The 19,206-nt window shown below is 72.7% G+C and carries 16 protein-coding genes; 9 read left to right on the top strand and 7 right to left on the bottom strand.

Annotated features, from left to right (window positions below; genetic code table 11):
- Positions 1-180 precede the first annotated feature (180 nt).
- The 4 genes from K7472_RS29015 to K7472_RS29000 form a co-directional block, all read right to left on the bottom strand.
- Positions 181-342: a DUF6760 family protein gene (locus K7472_RS29015; RefSeq protein WP_222981655.1), complete on the bottom strand. Its 162-nt coding sequence runs from the start codon at positions 340-342 to the stop codon at positions 181-183.
- The gene (locus K7472_RS29010) at positions 339-848 is read right to left on the bottom strand and encodes a hypothetical protein (RefSeq protein WP_222981654.1); all 510 of its coding nucleotides are present in this window, start codon (positions 846-848) and stop codon (positions 339-341) included. The genes K7472_RS29015 and K7472_RS29010 overlap by 4 nt, the downstream gene beginning before the upstream one ends.
- Positions 848-1,291, bottom strand: coding sequence for a phage tail protein (locus tag K7472_RS29005; RefSeq protein WP_222981653.1), 444 nt, complete (start codon positions 1,289-1,291; stop codon positions 848-850). Before K7472_RS29005 ends, K7472_RS29010 begins: the two co-directional genes overlap by 1 nt.
- Positions 1,292-1,370: 79 nt before the next feature.
- Positions 1,371-2,963 (bottom strand): phage tail sheath family protein, encoded by a 1,593-nt coding sequence (locus K7472_RS29000; protein ID WP_222981652.1) that lies wholly within the window; start codon positions 2,961-2,963, stop codon positions 1,371-1,373.
- Positions 2,964-3,272: 309 nt separating this feature from the next.
- On the opposite strand from K7472_RS29000, the gene K7472_RS28995 reads away from it, so the two are divergent.
- Positions 3,273-4,673 carry an RICIN domain-containing protein gene (locus K7472_RS28995; protein WP_222981651.1) on the top strand — a complete coding sequence of 467 codons (1,401 nt, stop codon included), beginning with the start codon at positions 3,273-3,275 and terminating at the stop codon, positions 4,671-4,673.
- Between the two features lie 81 nt (positions 4,674-4,754).
- Here K7472_RS28995 and K7472_RS28990 read toward each other — a convergent pair whose 3' ends face one another.
- From K7472_RS28990 to K7472_RS28980, 3 genes are all read right to left on the bottom strand, one after another.
- Positions 4,755-6,830 (bottom strand): ATP-binding protein, encoded by a 2,076-nt coding sequence (locus K7472_RS28990; RefSeq protein WP_222981650.1) that lies wholly within the window; start codon positions 6,828-6,830, stop codon positions 4,755-4,757.
- A 2-nt stretch (positions 6,831-6,832) separates the two neighbouring features.
- Positions 6,833-7,531 carry a Pvc16 family protein gene (locus tag K7472_RS28985; RefSeq protein WP_222981648.1) on the bottom strand — a complete coding sequence of 233 codons (699 nt, stop codon included), beginning with the start codon at positions 7,529-7,531 and terminating at the stop codon, positions 6,833-6,835.
- A 232-nt stretch (positions 7,532-7,763) separates the two neighbouring features.
- A complete protein-coding gene (locus K7472_RS28980) occupies positions 7,764-8,459 on the bottom strand; it encodes a helix-turn-helix transcriptional regulator (protein WP_222981646.1) in 696 nt (231 codons plus the stop codon).
- A gap of 183 nt (positions 8,460-8,642) precedes the next feature.
- Between K7472_RS28980 and K7472_RS28975 the strand changes: the two genes are divergently transcribed.
- From K7472_RS28975 to glxA, 8 genes are all read left to right on the top strand, one after another.
- Entirely contained in the window at positions 8,643-11,582 is a 2,940-nt protein-coding gene (locus K7472_RS28975; RefSeq protein WP_252396424.1) for a helix-turn-helix transcriptional regulator, read from the top strand.
- Positions 11,583-11,702: 120 nt separating this feature from the next.
- On the top strand, positions 11,703-12,257 hold the full coding sequence (locus K7472_RS28970) for an NADPH-dependent FMN reductase (protein WP_222981644.1): 555 nt from the start codon (positions 11,703-11,705) through the stop codon (positions 12,255-12,257).
- Between the two features lie 186 nt (positions 12,258-12,443).
- Positions 12,444-13,247 (top strand): alpha/beta fold hydrolase, encoded by an 804-nt coding sequence (locus tag K7472_RS28965; protein WP_222981642.1) that lies wholly within the window; start codon positions 12,444-12,446, stop codon positions 13,245-13,247.
- Entirely contained in the window at positions 13,247-14,578 is a 1,332-nt protein-coding gene (locus K7472_RS28960; RefSeq protein ID WP_222981640.1) for a SpoIIE family protein phosphatase, read from the top strand. The genes K7472_RS28965 and K7472_RS28960 overlap by 1 nt, the downstream gene beginning before the upstream one ends.
- A 7-nt stretch (positions 14,579-14,585) precedes the next feature.
- On the top strand, positions 14,586-14,915 hold the full coding sequence (locus K7472_RS28955) for an STAS domain-containing protein (protein WP_222981639.1): 330 nt from the start codon (positions 14,586-14,588) through the stop codon (positions 14,913-14,915).
- Between the two features lie 389 nt (positions 14,916-15,304).
- Positions 15,305-15,805, top strand: coding sequence for a DUF202 domain-containing protein (locus K7472_RS28950; protein ID WP_222981637.1), 501 nt, complete (start codon positions 15,305-15,307; stop codon positions 15,803-15,805).
- Between the two features lie 279 nt (positions 15,806-16,084).
- Positions 16,085-16,921: a phosphatase PAP2 family protein gene (locus K7472_RS28945; protein WP_222981635.1), complete on the top strand. Its 837-nt coding sequence runs from the start codon at positions 16,085-16,087 to the stop codon at positions 16,919-16,921.
- Between the two features lie 293 nt (positions 16,922-17,214).
- Positions 17,215-19,140: a radical copper oxidase GlxA gene (glxA, locus tag K7472_RS28940; protein WP_222981632.1), complete on the top strand. Its 1,926-nt coding sequence runs from the start codon at positions 17,215-17,217 to the stop codon at positions 19,138-19,140.
- Positions 19,141-19,206 lie beyond the last annotated feature (66 nt).

Genomic DNA, 19,206 nt, shown 5'->3' with positions numbered 1-19,206 from the left:
GTGGTGGCCGTCTCCGTGCGATCCGTGCCGCGTCCGGGAGCGGAGCCGGGTTCGGGAGCGCCCGAGGCGCTCGACGTCCCTTCCACGGCGGCTCCGTCGTGCGGGCCCGGGCGGGTCCTCCCCCGCCCTGACACCCCGGCGGCCGCCGACCGCAATCCGTCGAGGATTCCCATCGGTGCCTCACCCCTCCCCGGAGGCGGCGCGGGTGACGAGCGCCGCGATCCGTTCGGTGTACCGGCGGCGGTCGCGGTGTTCGAGGTCCAGGATCTCCTCCAGGCTCCAGTGGAAGTGGTAGGCGATGTACGCGATCTCCTCGTGGATGCGGTCGGTCGCGTACGTCACGATTCCCCCAGGCGGCTCCCGCCGAGCTCCACCTCGAACGGCTGCTCGCAATGCGGGCAGGTCACTCCGGCGCGGGTGTGGCCCTCCGCGTTGACCTGCCGGTAGAAGTCCTGGAGGAACGCCAGGTCGGAGGCGAAGAGGTTCTCCACGATGCCGTCGTGGACCAGCGGCAGCGTGCCGAGGCGGGTGATCACCCGGCCGAGCAGCACCACCGACAGGTAGGCGGGGTTGTCCCGCACCCGCATGTCCTGGAGCGGGATCAGTTCGTCGCGGGCGGTCGCGAGCCGCATCGTGCCGTTGCGGTGCACGGTGCCGGACTCGTCGACGTACCCGCGCGGCAGCTCGAACTCGAACTCGGTGCGCAGCAGTTGCTGGGGCTGCGGCGCCGCCGGGGCCGCCTGAGGTGCCTCGGGCGCAGGCGCGAGGACCTCGGGGGCGGCGGGCTCCCCGGCCGCCGCCCCTTCGGGTTCGGCGGCCGGGGAAGGCCTGGTGGCCGTACGGCGCATTACTCGATGACCAGTTCTTCGAAGGTGATGGTCACCGACTCGGTGAGCGCGGACGCCTCTCCGGCCTTCACGGTGCTGGTGTCGATCTTGCTGCACCACGCGTTGCGCATGTTGTACCGCTTGACCGGGTTGTTCTGGTAGTCCATCACCATGATGGTGGCGTTCTTGCGGGCGGTGGCCATCTGGCCGGCCACCGACTCGTTGATCCACTGGTTGAACGCCGCCGACTGGGTCATGCCGCGGACCACGGTGCAGGTGCCGGCCTTCTTCACGCCCGGCATCTTCTTGGTGACCGGCTTGCCCTGGGCCGAGACCTGCTGGTACTCGATGACGTCCTGTTCCAGGCTGAGGCCGCTGACCTCGGCAAGGTACTCGACCATGACGCCGTCGATCTGGAGGCCGAAATTGTGTGAGGTGAGGGCGTCACCCGGCTGGAGACTCATGAAGTGCTGTCCGTCCTTCTGAAACGGTGCCGTCTACTGCTGTGGTGTGTGCGGCCGCACGCGGCCGTGACGGCCCGCCCTACTCCTCCAGCTCCCCGCTGCCGCTGGAGAACTGCGCCAGCCGGAAGATGACGAACTCGGCGGGCTTGACCGGGGCGATGCCGATCTCGCAGATGACCCGTCCCAGGTCGACCGACTCCGGGGTGTTGGTCTCCTCGTCGCACTTGACGTAGAAGGCCTCCTCCGGCCGCGAGCCGAACAGGGCGCCGTTACGCCACTCGTTGACCAGGAACGCGGAGACGTTGCGCCGGATCCGGGCCCACAGCGCCTGGTCGTTGGGCTCGAACACCACCCACTGGGTGCCGAGGAGGATCGACTCCTCCAGGTAGTTGAAGTAGCGGCGCACGTTGAGGTAGCGCCAGGCCGGGTCGGAGGAGAGGGTGCGGGCACCCCACACCCGGATGCCCCGGCCGGGGAAGGCGCGCACGCAGTTGACGCCGATGGGGTTGAGCAGGTCCTGCTCGCCCCGGGTGATCTGGATCTCCAGGTCGACCGCGCCGCGCACGACCTCGTTGGCGGGCGCCTTGTGCACGCCGCGCTCGGAGTCGCTGCGGGCCCAGATGCCGGCCATGTGACCGCTCGGCGGCGCCATCCGGGTCCGGCCGGTGGCGGGGTCGAAGACCTTGATCCACGGGTAGTACAGGGCCGCGTACTTGGAGTCGTAGCCGGCCGTCTCCTGGCGCCACACCCGGATCTGGCGGGCGTTCAGGCCGGGCGGCGGGTCGATGATGGCGACGCGGTCGCCCATCAGCTCGCAGTGGGCGATCAGGCCGAGCTGCACGGCCTTGACGGACTCCAGGTCGATGGCGCCGCGCTGGTAGGCGGACATCAGGTCGGGGACGCAGACCATGGAGATCTCGTCCACGGCCTCCAGGCCGCCGAAACCGGTGCGGTCCGCCGAGTCGCCCAGGTAGTCGGCGACGCCGGGGTGCCCGGTGTCGGTCTTGGCCGGGACGGCCGGGGGCGGCGTGGGCGCGGCCAGCGTCACGGTCTGGTTGTCGGGGCGCGCCAACTGCGCGGCCGGCGCCGACTCCTGGACGGTGATGAGCTTGGAGCGCTCCTTGACCTGGGTGACGACGTAGTTGCGTCCGCCCTTCTTGGCGGTCACGTCGAAGGTCTCGGCGGTCTTGTCGCCGTCCTTGACGACCAGCCGGAAGCGCTCCGCCGGGCCCTCGCCCTCGGGGTCGGCGACCTCGACGGTGATGCGGCCGCCGCTCTCCGGGGAGGCGATGGCGGTCACCGAGAAGGTGCCCAGCGCCTTGGCCTCACCGGCGGGCAGGGCGGCGGGCGCCGCGGCGGAGCCGGTGACGGCCGCCGGGTCCTGCGCGCCGCCGTTCTCGCCGCCGGAGGCCCCGCCGACGCGCACGACGTACGCGGCGCTGCCGCCGTTGTTGAAGAAGCCGTAGACGGCGTGCGCGAGGTGGTACCCGTCGACGAACTCACCGAAGGCCGCGGCGTACTGGGTCCAGTTGGTGACCAGCGTCGGCTCGTTCAGCGGGCCGGTCGGCGCGAGACCGACGAAGGCCGCCACCGAGGTGCCCACCCCCTCGATCGGACGCGAACCGCTGGCCACCTCCTCGACATAGACGCCGGGTGACAGGTACGAGGGCATGCTCTGGCTCTCCTCGGGGTACGAGATATGACGTCATCCACCTTCACGCGCGAAGCGCGGGGACGAAACGTCCGCAGGTCCCCGTTCGGGGGCAGATTCGCTGCCCGATCGGGCTGGACGACCGCCCCGCGAGCGGGAGTCGAGCGGCCGTCGGCGGCCCGGCGGGAGCCCCGCCCGGCCCCGGCGCGCCACGGTTCGTGGACGCGGTCGTGCGGTCTGCCCCGGCGGACACCGCACCGGGCACGTTCGGGCAGCGCACCCTGCCCCACGTCCTGCGACATGGCCGCGGCCTTCCCATAGCGTCGCCGTATGAGCCTGTGGACCTCCCTGGAGCCCGCGTCCACGACCGTCGATCCGGGTGCCAGCACGACCGTGCGTCTGCGGCTGCGCAACACCGGTGACGTCGTCGACGAGTACCGCTTCGAGCCGGTGGGCGAGGTGGCGCCGTGGACCACCGTGACGCCGCCGTCGATCCGGCTCTACCCCGGCACGACCGGCACGGTGGAGCTGACGTTCGCGCCGCCGCGCACCCCGGACGCGACCGCGGGGCCCAATCCGTACGCGGTGCGCATCACGCCGACCGAGCATCCCGAGGCGACGACGGTGCCCGAGGGCAACCTGACCGTCACGCCGTTCACGGAGTTGCGCGCCGAACTCGTCCCGCCGACCGTCAAGGGCCGCTTCCGCGGGCGTCCGAAGCTCGCCGTCGACAACCTGGGCAACACCCCGCTGACGGCCTCCGTGACCGGCAGCGACAACGGCGACCACCTCGCGTACGACGTCCGCCCCGGCAGTGTGCAGATCGCCCCGGGGCGCGCGGCGTTCCTGAAGACGACGCTGCGGCCGCACCGGATCATCTGGTTCGGCGCCAAGCAGCAGCGGCCCTACACCCTGGCCGTGCAGCGCTCGGGGTCCCGGCCGCACCCGGTGGAGGGCATGTACACCCAGCGCGGCGTGCTGCCCCGCTGGCTGGCCACCGCGCTCGGCATGGTGGTGGCGCTGGCCATCGCCTTCGCCGCCTTCTGGTTCGCGCACCCGCCGCAGGTGCACACCCTCGCCACCGAGCGCGTAGCGCAGGCGGCGGCCACGGCGCTCCCGGGGCCCTCGGTGACGCCCTCCCTCGCGCCGCCGAGCCCCTCCCCCTCGCAGACGCCCGGTGGCGGGGGCAACTCGCAGGCCCCGGGCGGGGGTGGCGGGGGCGGCGGCAAGCCCAAGCCGAAGAACCAGCGGATCCTGCTGATGAACGGCGCCACCGGCAAGTGCGCGGACATCCCCGGCTACGGGAACGGGTCGATCGGCGGTCAGGTCAACCAGTACACCTGCGACCCGACGGACTCCGACAACCAGTTGTGGGACCTCGACGTGATCTTCCCCGGCAAGGGGCCGAACGGCACCGACCTGTTCCAGATCCGCAACGACAAGGACGGGTACTGCATGGACCTGCCGGGCAACGGCCCCGAGCCGGCCACCACGCACATCAGCGAGTACTCGTGCACCCGGACCATCCAGGACAACCAGCTGTGGTCCCTGGAGAAGCGGCCGAACGGGCTGTACTGGATCCGCAACTACATGAGCAACGAGCTGTGCCTGGACGTGTCGGGGTACGCCTCCGACGGTTCCGACGCGGCCAACGCCAAGCCGCTGACCCTCTACAACTGCAGCGACACCGACGACCAGGGCTGGCGCCTGGTCCCCGGCGCCTCCTCCTGACGCCGTACGACGACTGGGTGGGGGCGGCTGATACCAGCCGCCCCCACCCGGTCTGCTACCTGCCGTCCCCCACCCTGGCTGCTACCAGCCACCCTCGCCCGGCACCAGGCGCCCCGCCTTGCGGTACTCGCGCCGGGCGCCGGTCAGCAGGTCTGCGGTGGTCACCGGCTCACCGCGCCCGGCGGCGGCGTACGCGGCGGTGACCACGGCGCTGCGGATCGAGCCACCGGCCAACTCGAAGTCGCGGGCGACCGGTTGCGGGTCGATGCCGTCGGCGCACGGGACGTGGGCGAGACCGGTGCGCCACAGGGCGAGGCGCTGTTCCGCGTCGGGGAACGGGAAGTCGATCACGAGGTCGAGGCGCCGGGTGAACGCCTCGTCGATGTTGGCGCGCAGGTTGGTGGTGAGCAGCGCGATGCCGTCGAAGGACTCCAGGCGCTGGAGCAGGTAGGCGCTCTCCATGTTGGCGTAGCGGTCGTGGGAGTCCTTGACCTCGGAGCGCTTGCCGAACACCGCGTCGGCCTCGTCGAAGAGCAGGACGGCGTCGGTGCGGTCCGCCTCGGTGAACAGGCGCTCCAGGTTCTTCTCCGTCTCGCCCACGTACTTGTCCACGACGGACGACAACTGCACGACGTACAGGTCGAGTCCGAGTTCCGCGGCGACCACCTCGGCCGACAGCGTCTTGCCGGTGCCCGACTCGCCCGCGAACAGCCCGAGCACGCCCCGGCCCCGGCCGCCGCCCGCGGACAACCGCCAGTCGCCGAGGACGCGTTCGCGGTGGCGGGCGCGCAGCGCGAGTTCCCGCAGTTGCGCCAGCGGTCCGGCGGGCAGGACGAGGTCGTCCCAGCCGACGGCCGGGCGGATGCGCCGCGCGTGCCGTTCCAGCCCGGAGGCCGACTGCTGGCGGGCGACCAGCCGCAGGTGGGCGGCGGTCAGTCCGGTGCCGTCGAACGCGGCGAGCTTCCGGGCCGCGTGCACCGCCCGGCCGATCCGCTCAGCGCCGAGACGGTACGCGCTGACAGTGGCGGCCAGGTCCAGCGCGGGATCGTCCCCGTCCGGCCCGAGCGCGGCCGACCAGGCGTCCACCGCGCCGGTGGCGCCCGGCCGGGGCACGTCCAGCACGAGTGGATCGCGCTCGCACCACTGCGGGTCGTAGGGGCGGGCCCCGGCGAACAGCACGGTGACGTCGTCCGTGGTGAGGGCGCGCAGCAGCGGGCCCGGGTCGTCGGGCAGCGGGGAGACGACGATCGCACAGCCGCGCAGCCGCGCCTCACGCAGCAGTGCGGCCACCGGTTCGCGCACCCCGGCGTCCGGCGTACCGGGCGCGGCGGCGGCTTCGGGCACCAGGTGCAGCGCGGGCAGGCCGCAGGCCCGCAGCGCTGTCGCCGCGCAAGCCGTCGCGTCGCCTTCGCGCTGCTCGCGCAGGTAGGCGGAGAGCGGTCCGGAGGCGAGGCGGTCGGTGAGCTTGCGGGTGAACTCGGCGTCGTGAGGGGCGCGTTCGGGTGGCGCGGCCAGCGGGCTCACGTGTCCGGCGAGCGCCGCGTCCAGGGTGTCGTCGCCGAGGAGGTGGGCGGCCACCCGGTCGGGCACCTCCAACGAGCGGCTGAGGAACGGCCGTTCCGGGTCCGCCACCGTCATCAGTCCGAGCGCGACCAGCGGCGCCGACGGATGGAAGCGCCCACGTACGGCGGGCAGGTGGGCGGGGAGTCCGTACAGGTCGAGGGCGAGGCCGACGGTGGCGCGGCGGCGGCTGACGTCGTCGTTGAGGTACCCGTACAGCGGCTCGAAGGAGCGGTCGAGGTCCGGCGCGAGGGCGATCAGCAGCAGGCCCGCGTCCAGTGCGGTCAGGCCGAGGCGTTCCGCCAGCCGGTCCAGCGCGTCACCGCCTTCCCGCGTCCCGAGGTCCGGCAGGCCGGTCGTGGCCGGTCCGGGCGCGGCGGGGGCGTCCAGCAGGCGGCGTGCCGTGTCGTCGGACAGGTACAGGCCGCGCAGCGGGTCGCCCGCGGTGGGGTCGTCGGCGGCGCGGTGCTCGACCAGCAGGGCGAGGCGTTCACGCAGGCGGCCGAGCCTGGCGAGGAGCGCGTCGGCGTCGCCGGGGCGCGGTGCGAGGGGGCCGCGCGCTCGCGTGTCCGCGTCCGGCCGTGTGGTCGCGGACACGGTCACCGTTCCTCCGCCCCGCCGTCCGTGGCATCCTCACGCCCGGCGTCCGTGGCACCGTCGCGCGCGGCGTCCGGCACGGGCAGCGGCCTGCGGTGGTGCCGCTCGGGCGAGCCCTCCAGCGAGCCGTCGATGCCCCGGACCCGCACGCCCGCGCCCTCGGTGACCGGCGGGCCCGCGTCGTACTCGGGGACGGCCGGGAAGGGCGCCGTCACCATCAGGTCGAGGGAGGGCTTGAGTTCACCGCCGAGCGCCGACCAGATCTCCGCGAGCGACTGCGCCTCGGTCCGCGACCCCGCGACCGCCAGCGGCACCGACAGCCCCAGTTCCCCCAGTGAACCGGGAAGTTCGTCGGCCGGGATGATCTCCCTGGGCAGGAGGGTGGCCAGCACCGCCGACAGCAGCCGGTGTTCGTCCTGCGGCCGCTTGGTCCAGGCCGTCACCAGGTACGACAGCCGGAACCAGCGCGGCGGCTGACGGCGGCGCAGCACCACTCCGCGGTCGTCGCGCACCGGCACGGAACCGCGCTGCCGCCGTGCCACGTCCTCCCGTATGTCGTACAGGTACGCGTTGAGGGCCGGGCCGTTGCGCCGCGCGGCCCAGTCGCGCGTGGGCGCGTCGAAGGAGACGTCGATGTCGGAGCCGGCCAGGGCACCACCGCCGAGCAGCTTCTTGAGGACCTCGTCGACCTCGTGGATCACCCTCGCCGCTCCCGCCGTACCGTGAACCGCCGCTCGTGGCGGATGTGCTCGTCCTGCCGACGCGTTCGTCCCAGCGGGAACGTCGGCCGCGCACCGGATCGCCGCTCGCGCGGCGGCCGATGGCGCTCCCCCTCCGATCCTTCCAGCCCGCCCGCCGTCACGGCATGATCGCCGGGGCCCGCAGCCGGGCACGGGAAGCTGTCCGAAAGGACCCTCGATGCTGCCCCGCAGGTCAGATGTAACCTTCCCGGAGGGCATACGCCACGGCATGGGCCCGGTTACGAAGATGCAGGCGCGTGGTGAGGCCGTGCATGACGTTCTTGACGGTGCGTTCGGAGTAGGACAGTTTGCTGGCGATCTCCCCGGTGTCCAGGCCCTCGGCCACCAGCCGCAGGACGTCCGCCTCGCGCGGCGTCAGTCCCGACGAGGGAGGTCCGGCCCGGTTGGCCACGCTGCGCTGGAGCGCGCCCACTTGCTGGATGAGGCGGCCGAGCAGGTCGGCGGGCAGGTCCCCGTCGCCGCGGAACGCCGCGCGCACCGCCGTCGCCAGGCGGTGGGCGGTGGCCTCGTGGCGCCAGACGATGGCCACGGCGCCGCACTCGACGACCTCCAGCAGTTCCGCCTCGCGAATACGGCTGACCACCAGCACGACCCGGGCGCCTTCGCTGCGCACGAGCCTGCGCAGCAGCGCGAGCGTGCTCTCCTCGAGCGTCCAGGCCAGCAGCACCGCGACCGCTCCGGGACCGGCGGCCTCCTCGGTGACCAGGTCGATCAGCGGATGCTGCCGCAGGTGGCTGAGGACCCCGGCCTGGGAGAGCGGGTCGGGTGCGTGCACCACCACCGGTATCCGTCCGTCCGGCGCTCCGGCTGGGCCGCCCGCGCTCGCACCCGTGACCGAGTGCGGGCCGGTGTCCGTGGTCCGGGTCATGACCGGGGCCGCGAGTGAACCGCGCAAGACCGCTCCCCCTGTTGTTCTGTTCGCCGCCCCCACGGTGCCGGTGGCCGCTGTCCGGCTTCCAGCCTGCGGGAACGCGCATGCCGTGGCAATCGTGGAAGGTCACGACAGGTACCACGAGATCGGCCACGAGACTCCACGGCGGGAGGGCCTGTGATGTCACGGATACTGCGCACACCCCGGATGTCCCGGATCCCCGAGACCCCGTGGTCGCCGGACGCGCCGGGGACCCCCAGGGCACCCGGGCTGCCCTGGGCGACGGCACCCGCCGACGAGGGCCGGTTGCGGGAGCGGCAGGAGGCGCTGGCGCTGGTCGCCACCGAAGCGGCCCGCGCCAGGTCGGGTTCCGGCCGCCTGGTGCTGCTGCGGGGCGCCACCGGCAGCGGGCGCACGGCGGTGCTGGAAGCCGTCACCGAGGACGCGGCGGCCCGCGGCATGCACGTGCTGCGTGCCCGTTGCTCCCCGCAGGATGCCACCACGCCCTTCGGTTCGGTGCTGAAGTTGCTCAACTCTGCCCTGGAACCCACTGATCCGCGCCCGGTCGGCCGCGTGGCGTCGTACGACCGGCTCGTCGGCGAGCGGCTGTGGAGGGGGCTGCGTTCGTGCGCGGCGCGGGGTCCGGTGCTGCTGGCCGTCGACGACGCCCACCTCGCGGACCGGCCGTCGCACCGCTGGCTGGCCGAGACCGCGCTGCGGCTCGACCGGTTACCCGTACTCCTGGTGGTGACCGAACGCGGTCAGTACGACATCGATCCGCCCTCGGCGGGGCTGGCCCACGGTCTGTCGCCCGCCCTGGTGCGCACGCTCACGCTCGGCCCGCTCGGTGCCGCCTCCGCGGCGGGCCTGGTGCGCGCCGCCTCCGGTGTGGCGCCGGGCGTCGCGGGCGGGCAGGAGTGGGTGGCCGACTGCGTGCGCGCGGGTGCGGGCAACCCGCTGCTGCTGCGTGCCCTGCTGGACGACCTGCCGGCCCGGGAGGAGGACGGCACGGTTCCGCCGCCGTTGCCGGACAGTTGCGCGGCGCTGGCGTCGGGTGCCTTCCCCGCCGCGGTCTCGTGGTGGCTGGAGAACGCGGGCCGCACGACCGCCGACGTGGCCCGCGCGCTGGCGGCCGTGGACCTCGACGGCCCGGGCGGCGTCGCGGGCCCGGCGCCGTACGGCGGCGTCGAGGAGTACGCCGAGTTGGTGGCCGCGATGGCGGGGGCCGACCCGGCGCGGGTGGCGGGCTGGCTGACGGCGACGGTCCGCCTCGGGCTGCTGCGCCGTGACCGCGAGGGGCGGCCGCGCTACGCCCATCCGCTGCTGCGGGACGCGGTGCTCAGCGGCTGGTCGAGCGCGGGGCGTCGGGCCGCGCACCGGGTGGCGGCCGAGGCGCTGCTCGGCAGGGGCGAGCCCGTCGAGGCGGTGGCCGGGCACCTGGTGCGGACCGGGGCGGTGGGCGAGGAGTGGGCCACCGGCGCGCTGCTGGACGCCGCCGCGCACGCGATCGGGGGCGGCCGCCCCGAGGACGCGATGGCGTTCCTGCGGCGGGCGCTGGACGAGCCGCTGGCGCCGCAGCGCCGGGCGTCCGTCCTGACCGAGCTGGGGTCGCTGGAGTACGCCACCGGCCGGTCGTCGGCCGGTATCCCCCGGCTGTCGGAGGCGGCGCGGCTGCCGGGCGGTCCCGGTGACCGGTTGCGCGCGGCGCTGGCGCTAGGCACCGCGCTGGCCGAACGCGGTCAGGCGCGGGCGGCGGTCGACGTGCTGCGCGATCTCGACGAGCAACTGCCGGACCACCCGGGCCTGACCCGGATGACCCGGACCGCGTCGGCGTTCCTGTCGGAGCACGATCAGCAGGTCCGCAGCGAGGTGTACCGCTGGCTGCGCTCGACCGCCGGGCACTCGCCCGGCCTGGTCGGCGCGGCCGGGCGGGCCCTGCTCATCCGGTACGAGGCGACCGCCGGGCTGACCTCGGCGGACGCCGCGATGCGCGGGATCAGGGCGCTGTTGGAGGAGCCGGCCGACGCGCTCGCGGAGCCGTTCCTGCTGGGCACCGCGGCCGCCGTGGCGCAGTGGGCGGACGAGCTGGACGAGGCCGAGTGGCTGGTGCGGCGCGGCCTGGCCGGGCAGCGCGGGTCGCTGCTGCATCCGATGCACACCATGCTGCTCAACACCCGGGCCGACATCGCCGCCGCCCGTGGCGCGTACGCGCAAGTGCTGGCCGATCCCGGGCCGCCGCACAGCGACACGGGGGCGGCCCGTCGCACCGGGTCGGTCAACGAACAGGCGCACGCTGTCGTGGCGTTGGTGGAGACGGGCCGTCTCGATCAGGCCCTGAGCCTCGCCGACTCCGTGCGGCTGCCGGACTCCCCCGACTCCTGGGAGCTGAACCGCTTCCTGTACGCGCGGGGTGTGCTGCGTGCCGCCTACGGTGATCCGGCGGGCGCGCTCCACCTCTTCCTGGAGAGCGGGCGCAGGCAGTCCGCGCGGGACGTCGTCAGTCCGGTCGTCACCCCGTGGCGGTCGGCCGCGGCGGAGTGCCAACTGGCGCTGGGCAGGCAGCGGGAGGCCCTCGTCCTGGTCGAGGAGGAGGCACGGCTCGCCGCGGTGTGGGGCACCCCGCGGGTGACGGGCCGGGCGTTGCGGGTGCTGGGGGTGGCGACCGGCGGGCGGCGCGGTCTCGAACTGACCGGGCAGGCCGTCGAGATGTTGCGGGGCACCTCCGTCGACTCGGAACTGATTCCGGCGTTGATCGCGCGCGGCAGGCAGTTGATCGCGGCCGGCCAGCGGTCGCGTGCCCGCGACACGTTGCGTGAGGCGGCCGAACGCGCCGAGGTGCTGGGCGCGGTACGGATGCGGACGGCGGCGGAACACGCGCTGCGGGAGGGCGGCGCCCGCCGGGCGGAATCGGCGCGCACCGGATCGGGATCGCTCACCGCGAGCGAACGCCGGATCGCGGCGCTCGCCGCCGAGGGCCGCACGAACGCGGAGATCTCCGCGCTGCTGCACCTCGCCCGGCGCACCGTGGAGACCCATCTCACCAGCGCCTACCGCAAGTTGGGCATCCGCCGCAGAACGGAACTGGCCTCGGCCCTCGCCGGGGACACCGGTCAGCGATGAGCCGTCCCCGGCGCCTCGGCAGCGCCGGGGACCGGAGGGCGAGCCGGCCTACCGCCCCTCCACCGTCTCGCGGGCGCTTTCCCGCCTGCCGGTGACCTTCGGGAACGTAGGCTGAGCGGCATGAGGATCCTCGGTCTGTGCGGAAGTCTGCGATCCGGGTCGTTCAACGCGTCGGTGCTGCGTACGGCGACGGACCTGACCGTCGCCCCGCGGGAATTCGTCGTCTGGCCGGACCTGGGCCGTCTGCCGTTCTTCGACGCCGACGTCGAGGCGACCGCGTTGCCCGGGATCGTGGCCGACCTGCGGGCGGCGGTCGGTGCGGCGGACGGCGTACTCGTGGTGACCCCCGAGTACGCCCACGGCACCTCGGGCGTGCTGAAGAACGCGCTGGAATGGATGGTCGGCGGCGGTGAGATCGCCGGCAAGCCGGTGGCGCTGGCGAGCGCCTCCACCGCCATCACGGGGGGCGACAGCGCCCGGGCCTGGGTGTCCCAGACCCTGACCGTGATGAGCGCCCGGGTGATCCCGCAGGACCTGCGCGTCCCGCAGGCCGCCCGGAAGTTCGCGGACGGCAGGATCACGGACGAGCCCACCCTGACCGCCCTGCGGGAGCTGCTGGACGCCCTCGCCGAAGCCGCGGCCGAGGCCAACGAGACCAACGGCACTTTCGCCTGACGCGCGGGGTCTCCCCGTCCACCACGGGGACACCCCGGTCGCGGATGCCGCCGCCCGAAGGGACCGAGCGGGCCGTCGCCCGGGGTGTGCGCTGCCGCCGACAGGACACCCTTCCTCACGAGCATGTGTTCTGTGCCTCGCCGCTGGACAGGAGTGAAGTCCGAGCCTGGTGGGAGGATGGCCGGTATGGATATTCGCGGCAGGAACAACGTGACGGTCGCCGGTCCGGTGGACGGCCCGGTGGTGGTGCTGGCGCACGGGTTCGGCTGCGATCAGAACATGTGGCGGCTGGTGGTACCGGTCCTGGCCGAGCGGTACCGGGTGGTGATGTTCGACTACGTGGGGGCCGGGCGGTCGGACCTGTCGGCCTGGAGCGCCGAACGGTATTCGGCGCTCGACGGCTACGCGCAGGACGTGGTGGAGGTCTGCGAGGAACTCGGTCTGCGGGATGCGGTGTTCGTCGGGCATTCGGTCAGCGCCATGATCGGTGTGCTGGCCGCCCGCAGAGCGCCGCGGCGGATCGGGGCCCTGGTGATGGTGGCCCCGTCACCCCGCTACATCGATGACGACGGCTACCGCGGCGGGTTCAGCGCCGAGGACATCGACGAGCTGCTGGAGTCGCTGGAGTCGAACTACCTGGGCTGGTCCGCCGCCATGGCGCCGGTGATCATGGGCAATCCGGAGCGGCCGGAGCTGGGCCAGGAGCTGGCCAACAGCTTCTGCGCGACCGACCCGGACATCGCACGGGTCTTCGCCCGCACCACGTTCCTGTCCGACAGCAGGCAGGACCTCAAGGACGTGACGGTGCCGACGCTGGTGCTGGAGTGCGCGCAGGACGTGATCGCCCCCCGTGAGGTCGGCGCGTTCGTGCACGCGGCGATTCCCTCCTCCCGTCTGGTCACCTTGCCGGCCACCGGACACTGCCCGCAGCTGAGCGCGCCGGAGACCACCACTGACGCGATCCTGGAGTTCCTGCGGGAGCTGCGGTGATGTGCCGCCCGGGCGGGGACCCGGAGCAAGTGGGCAGCGGTGATGCCAGCAGCGAGGACGCGGCGTTCGCCGCACTGCTGGAGGACAGTGCCGAGGATTTGTACGACTCAGCGCCGTGCGGGTACCTGTCGACGCTGATGGACGGCACCATCGCGAAGATCAACACCACGCTGCTGAAGTGGCTCGGCCTGGAGCGCGAGGAGGTGGTGGGCGCCGTCCGTTTCGCCGATCTGCTGACGGTCGGCGGCAAGCTCTACCACGAGACGCACTTCGCGCCACTACTGCGCATGCAAGGAGAACTGCGCGGCATCGCCCTGGAGATGAAGGCGGTCGGCGGTCGGCGTCTGCCGGTGCTCGTCTCCTCCGTCGTCAAGCACGGCAGCGGCGGCGACCCGCTGCTGATCCGCACCACCGTCTTCGACGCCTCCGACCGGCGCGCCTACGAGCAGGAACTCCTGCGCCGCAGCAAGGAGGCCGAGCTGGCGCGCGCCGAAGCCGACCGGGCGCGGGCCCAGGCGGAGGAAACCCGCCTGCAGGCCGAGGCCGACCGAGCCCGGCTGGCCGACGCGCTCGCGGCGCTCCAGCAGTCGTTGGTGCCCTCGGCCCTGCCCGCGGTGCCGGGACTGGAGACGGCCGTCCACTACCACACTGCCTCGCCCGACCGTCTGGGCGGCGATTTCTACGACCTGTTCTCCCTGGGCGACGGCCGGTGGGCGTTCTTCCTCGGGGACGTGTGCGGCAAGGGACCCCAGGCGGCCTCCCTGACTTCTCTGACCCGTTACACGCTGCGGGCGGCGGCCCTGCACGACCCCGAGCCGACCGCGGTGCTGTCCGTCCTGGACACTGTCCTGCACGACCGGTACGCGGCCGGCGGTGACCCCCGCTACTGCACCGTGATCTTCGGCACCGTCACGTTCACCGAGCGCGGTGAAGCCGCCGTCCGGCTCGCTTCCGGCGGCCACCCGCCCGCCCTCGTCATGCGGGCCGACGGCCAGGCGGACTACCTGCCCACTCCCGGGGGCGTCCTGGTCGGTATCGTGCCCGCCGCCACGTTCACCCTCGCCCAGACCATCCTCGCCCCCGGCGACACCCTGCTGCTCTACACCGACGGCCTCACCGAAGCCCGCACCGGCCCCACCCGCCAATCCCTCTTCGGGGACGAAGCCCTCCTCGCCTTCGGCCGCGGTCACGCCTCCACCTCAGCACCCGAGGTGATCTCGGCGCTGACCGGGCTGATGGAAGGCTTCGGCGACGGCCTGGACGACGACACCGCCCTGCTCGCCCTCGGCGTGCCCCGCCACCCATCCGACCCGCGGCCCGGCAACGAATGAACCGACGATGAGCCCCCTGCAGATCACTCACGACGCCACCACCACCGGCCCCGTCCTGCACGTCGACGGAGAACTCGACTACGAGTACTCCCCCGCCCTACGGGCGCTGGTCGAACGCCTCGGCCTCGGCCCCGGCGAAGAACTGCTTCTCGACCTGACCGGTCTGCAGTTCTGCGACTCCACCGGCATCAGCACACTGCTGGCCGCCCGCCAGCACGCCCAAGCCGCCGGGGCCGAAGTCGTCCTCGCCGCCGTCCCACCCCACACTCTCCGCATCCTCACCCTGGTCGGCCTGGACCGCGTCTTCACCATCCGGCCGGCCGACGGCACCGCCTGAAGACTGTCCCGTAACGCCCATGTGCAGACACTCGTGGCGGCGGGGGTGGCAGCCTGGCAGCTGCTTCGGCGCAGGTGGTGCAGGTTGCGATACCGAGGGCGGATCGCCCTCCCGAAACCGATCCCCCGGACCGCGAGCACGCAGGACGGTCATTCCACTGTCCGCAGCGGCGCCCCAGCGGCCTATGACGGCCATGGGACCGCGGGGGCGCGCACACGCCCGCCGACGCCGAGACCCGGCAGTAGCAGTAGCCGTCCGCTCGCCCTGACGCCACGTCAGGGCGAGGCATGTTCTCACTCGACATCATTCTTGGCAACTCAGAGTAACGAACAGCGAGATATCCGCTACCGTCGACGAAGGCAGGAGCCGACCGCGGGAGTGGTGTGCCGATGGCTGTCGAGGATCGAGCGGTTACCCGGATGACGACGCGTCGACAGCCGGGAAGCGCGGAAGGGCTGGCCTTTCGCGATGCCCTGGCCGCGGACCGAACCTACCTCGCCTGGGTACGCACCTGTCTGGCCCTGCTGGCCGCGGGCGGGGCGTTGAGCGCCCTGCCCGGTCAACGACACGTCTGGCACAGGCTCGTCGGTCTGCTCCTCCTCGTGGGCGCCGGTGCGCTCGCCGTGCTGGCACACCGTCAACACACGCGCTGCCGCCGCCTGGCGGGGCCTGTTGCGTCACAGGCTTCCACGCCCTGGCAGAGCCGCCTGCTCAGCGCCGTCGTCGTCACCGCCGTCGCCGTCCTCACCCTCGCGGCCGGCCTGAGGCTCGGCACGGACGACGCCGACCGCACGGCGGCCCAGCAGTGCCGACGATACGAGTGCCCACCGCCTCCCCAGCACATCGCACCCGACGCCGGGGGGCGTACGAGCGCACGCCGAAAGGCGTGAGCACTCGCCTCGTGACAGCCCGAGGCGGCTCGGCCGTCGAATCCGGCGCAGTCCAGGCGGGCCTCTCGTCGGAGGAACGGCCCAATGCGTCGGGACCCGAATAGTTCTGCCACCGACACACTGTCGTACAGTCTGTTCTCGATGCTTTCGCCACCCGCCCGAGCGGCGGCGCCTACGGCGTGTCGCGACGGGAGGGTCTCGGCTGTCCGCCGGGGGCTCGGCGCGGTCCGCTCCGGACCGTCGCCGTCCACTCCGTCGGTGCGCGCCGCCACCACAGCTATGGGGAACGAAGTGACCACGACGGAGTCCACGGAATCCGGCCGCCCGCGCCGGGGGCTGCTACCGGCCCGCTGGTGCCCGCTCGACCGCCCGAAGCTATGGGTGGAACTGGCCTTCACACTGATCGGCTACTGGGCCTACACCGTCTCCCGGAACGCCGTCCCGTCCAACCGGTCGGCTGCCATGCACCGGGCGGAGGCGATCTGGCACGCCGAGCGCGCGCTGCACGTCAACGTCGAACTGGCCGTCAACCACGCCTGCGACAAGGTCACCTGGCTGATCGTCGGCATGGACTACTACTACGCGACGCTGCACTTCGTCGTGGTGATCGGCGTGCTGGTCTGGCTCTACGTGCGGCACCGCGACCGCTACCGCTCGGCCCGCACCGTGCTGTACACGGCCACCCTGCTGGCGCTTGCGGGGTTCTTCTTCCTGCCCACCGCGCCGCCGCGGTTCCTGGACGGGGTGGGATTCATCGACACCGTGGTCAAACACCACACCTGGGGTTCATGGGCCTCGGGCGACGTGGCCTCGATGTCGAACCAGTACGCGGCCATGCCGTCGGTCCACATCATCTGGTCGGCGTGGAGTGGCCTGACCCTGGCCTGCCTCGCCCGCCGCACCTGGGTGAAGGTCCTGGGCGTCTGCTACCCCCTCGCGACGTTCACCGTCATCATCGCCACCGCGAATCACTTCCTCACCGACGCCTTCGCCGGCGCGGCGACCCTGGCGATCGGCTACGCCGCCCAACGCGCGTTGACGGGCCGCCCCGCCTACACCCCGAGCCGCGCGCCCCGGCGCGTCAGCACCGAAGCCCCGTCACCGTCGCCTTCCTGACACATCGACGCCAACCGGCTCCTCGCCCACCTGCCCAACGACGGTGGCCGCGCGCGGAGAGATGTCGCGTACGCTCACGGGCCGTCAGTACACGTCGGATGCAGAGCTGCGCGTTGAGGGCTCCCGGCACCCGTCAGCCGGGAGCGTGATCCGAGGGCCCTTCCCCGACGGCAAGGCCGACGACACTCCCGAAGCTCGGCTCTTCCCCACACCTCACGTCCGATTTGCTACCTTATGCGATCGTTGCACTATGCCAAGGTACGCACTCGCGTCCGGACCGAGGGAGTCGACGTATGGGGTACAGACCGCGGCCCAAGGTCCGCAAGGCCCTGCTGGTGGGTTCCGCCCTCGCCGTGCTGGGCGGTCTCAACGCGCCTGCGGCCATCGGCTTCGCCCGCCACGAGTACCACCGGTACCGGATCGACCAGCCCGCGTACAAGGCGGCCTACGGGCACTGGGACCTGCTGGCCATGCCCGCGAAGTACCGGGTCAACAGCATCCACGCCACGCTGCTGCCGACCGGCGACGTGCTGCTCATCGCCGGATCGGGCAACAACATCAGGCACTTCGAGGGCGGCAGTTTCGACTCCACCCTGTGGGATCCCGCACACGGCACCTTCAAGAAGATCCCGACGCCCAAGGACCTGTTCTGCGGCGGCCACGCCCAACTCCCGGACGGGAGGCTGCTGATCGCGGGTGGCACCGCCGCGTACGAGGTGCTCAAGGGGGACGTCAAGCGGGCCGGCGGCGCGATGTTCGTCAAGGACGAGGACCCGGACCACTCCCGCACGTTCCCCAAGGGCACGCTCTTCCGCTCCCCCGCCGGGCAGATCTACGCCGCGCAGCGCTCCGTCACCGTGCCGCACGCGACCAAGGCGGTCGACCCCGACACCGGCGAGGTCACCATCACCCCCGGCCAGGCCCGCGTCTACGTCGAGGCCTCCGAGGACGGCCCCTCGCACGGCACCAACACCGCCGAGCAGTACCGCATCGTCGGACTGACCGGCCGGGCCGCGGACAACTTCTACGGGATGGCCCAGCGCCTCGGCATGGACAAGCGCGACTTCCAAGGGATCAGGGAGGCCTACGAGTTCGACCCCTGGAGTGAGAAGTACGTCCAGGTGCGGTCGATGAAGGACGCGCGCTGGTACCCCACGCTCGTCGGGCTGCCCAGCGGCAAGGTCCTCGCCGTCTCCGGTCTCGACGACGTCGGGCAGATCAACCCGGGTGACAACGAGATCTTCGACCCCGCGACTCGCACCTGGTCCGCCGCGCCGCACGAGTACTTCCCCACCTACCCCTCCCTGTTCACCATGCGCGGCGACAGGCTCTTCTACTCCGGCTCCAACGCCGGTTACGGGCCCGCCGACCAGGGCCGCGAGCCCGGCATGTGGAACCTGCGCACCGGCGCCTTCACTCCGGTGCCGGGACTGGCCGACTCCGACGCGCTGGAGACCTCCTCCTCGCTCCTGCTGCCGCCCGCGCAGAAGCAGCAGGTCATGGTGCTGGGCGGAGGCGGCGTGGGCGAGTCGTCCCTGGCCACCGCCCGCACGGCCATCGTCGACCTCGGCGGTACCGATCCCGTGTGGCGGCCGGGGCCGGACCTGCCCGAGAAGACCCGCTATCTCAACAGCGTGATCATGCCCGACGACACCGTCTTCACCACCGGCGGCTCCCGCGACTACCGGGGCAAGGGCGCCAGCGACATCCTGCGAGCGCAGTTCTACGACCCCGCCACCAACACCCTGACCAGGGCGGCCTCCCCGACCGTGGGTCGCGACTACCACACCGAGGCACTGCTCCTGCCGGACGGACGCGTCGCCGTGTTCGGCGGCGACCCGCTCTTCGGCGACAAGGCGGACACCGTTCCTGGCACGTTCCAGCAGCGCATCGAGATCTACACCCCGCCCTACCTCTACCGCACCGAACGCCCACGTCTCGGCACCGGGCCGAAGACGGTCGCCCGCGGCGCCCACGCCACCTACCCCGTCCGCAGCGCTCTTCCCGTCGCGACGGCGCGGCTGATCCGCCCCGGGTCCGCCACCCACGTCACCGACATCGACCAGCGCTCGGTCGCCCTGGCCTTCACCCGCACTCGTGACGGGATCACCGTGACCGTGCCCGACGACCCCTCACTGGTGCCGCCGGGCTGGTACATGCTCTTCGTCACCGATTCCCGTCACACGCCTTCCCAAGGGCAATGGGTCCACGTGCCCTGACGCGCCAACGCCCTTGTGCGCAAGCAGCGCTGAAGCGGCACCCCGTCATGCCGGGTCCGGCGCCAC

This window comes from Streptantibioticus parmotrematis (assembly GCF_019890615.1).
Taxonomy (GTDB): domain Bacteria; phylum Actinomycetota; class Actinomycetes; order Streptomycetales; family Streptomycetaceae; genus Streptantibioticus_D; species Streptantibioticus_D parmotrematis.
The sequence above is the reverse complement of the archived record's forward strand: the minus strand, read 5'-3'. Positions and strand labels throughout refer to the sequence as shown.

Coding starts and splice junctions, on each gene's coding strand:
- K7472_RS29005 (WP_222981653.1), bottom strand. CDS start 1,291: ATGAGTCTCCAGCCGGGTGACGCCCTCACCTCACACAATTTCGGCCTC.
- K7472_RS29010 (WP_222981654.1), bottom strand. CDS start 848: ATGCGCCGTACGGCCACCAGGCCTTCCCCGGCCGCCGAACCCGAAGGG.
- K7472_RS28945 (WP_222981635.1), top strand. CDS start 16,085: ATGGGGAACGAAGTGACCACGACGGAGTCCACGGAATCCGGCCGCCCG.
- K7472_RS28975 (WP_252396424.1), top strand. CDS start 8,643: ATGTCACGGATACTGCGCACACCCCGGATGTCCCGGATCCCCGAGACC.
- K7472_RS29000 (WP_222981652.1), bottom strand. CDS start 2,963: ATGCCCTCGTACCTGTCACCCGGCGTCTATGTCGAGGAGGTGGCCAGC.
- K7472_RS28965 (WP_222981642.1), top strand. CDS start 12,444: ATGGATATTCGCGGCAGGAACAACGTGACGGTCGCCGGTCCGGTGGAC.
- K7472_RS28970 (WP_222981644.1), top strand. CDS start 11,703: ATGAGGATCCTCGGTCTGTGCGGAAGTCTGCGATCCGGGTCGTTCAAC.
- K7472_RS28960 (WP_222981640.1), top strand. CDS start 13,247: ATGTGCCGCCCGGGCGGGGACCCGGAGCAAGTGGGCAGCGGTGATGCC.
- glxA (WP_222981632.1), top strand. CDS start 17,215: ATGGGGTACAGACCGCGGCCCAAGGTCCGCAAGGCCCTGCTGGTGGGT.
- K7472_RS28995 (WP_222981651.1), top strand. CDS start 3,273: ATGAGCCTGTGGACCTCCCTGGAGCCCGCGTCCACGACCGTCGATCCG.
- K7472_RS28980 (WP_222981646.1), bottom strand. CDS start 8,459: ATGACCCGGACCACGGACACCGGCCCGCACTCGGTCACGGGTGCGAGC.
- K7472_RS28955 (WP_222981639.1), top strand. CDS start 14,586: ATGAGCCCCCTGCAGATCACTCACGACGCCACCACCACCGGCCCCGTC.
- K7472_RS28950 (WP_222981637.1), top strand. CDS start 15,305: ATGGCTGTCGAGGATCGAGCGGTTACCCGGATGACGACGCGTCGACAG.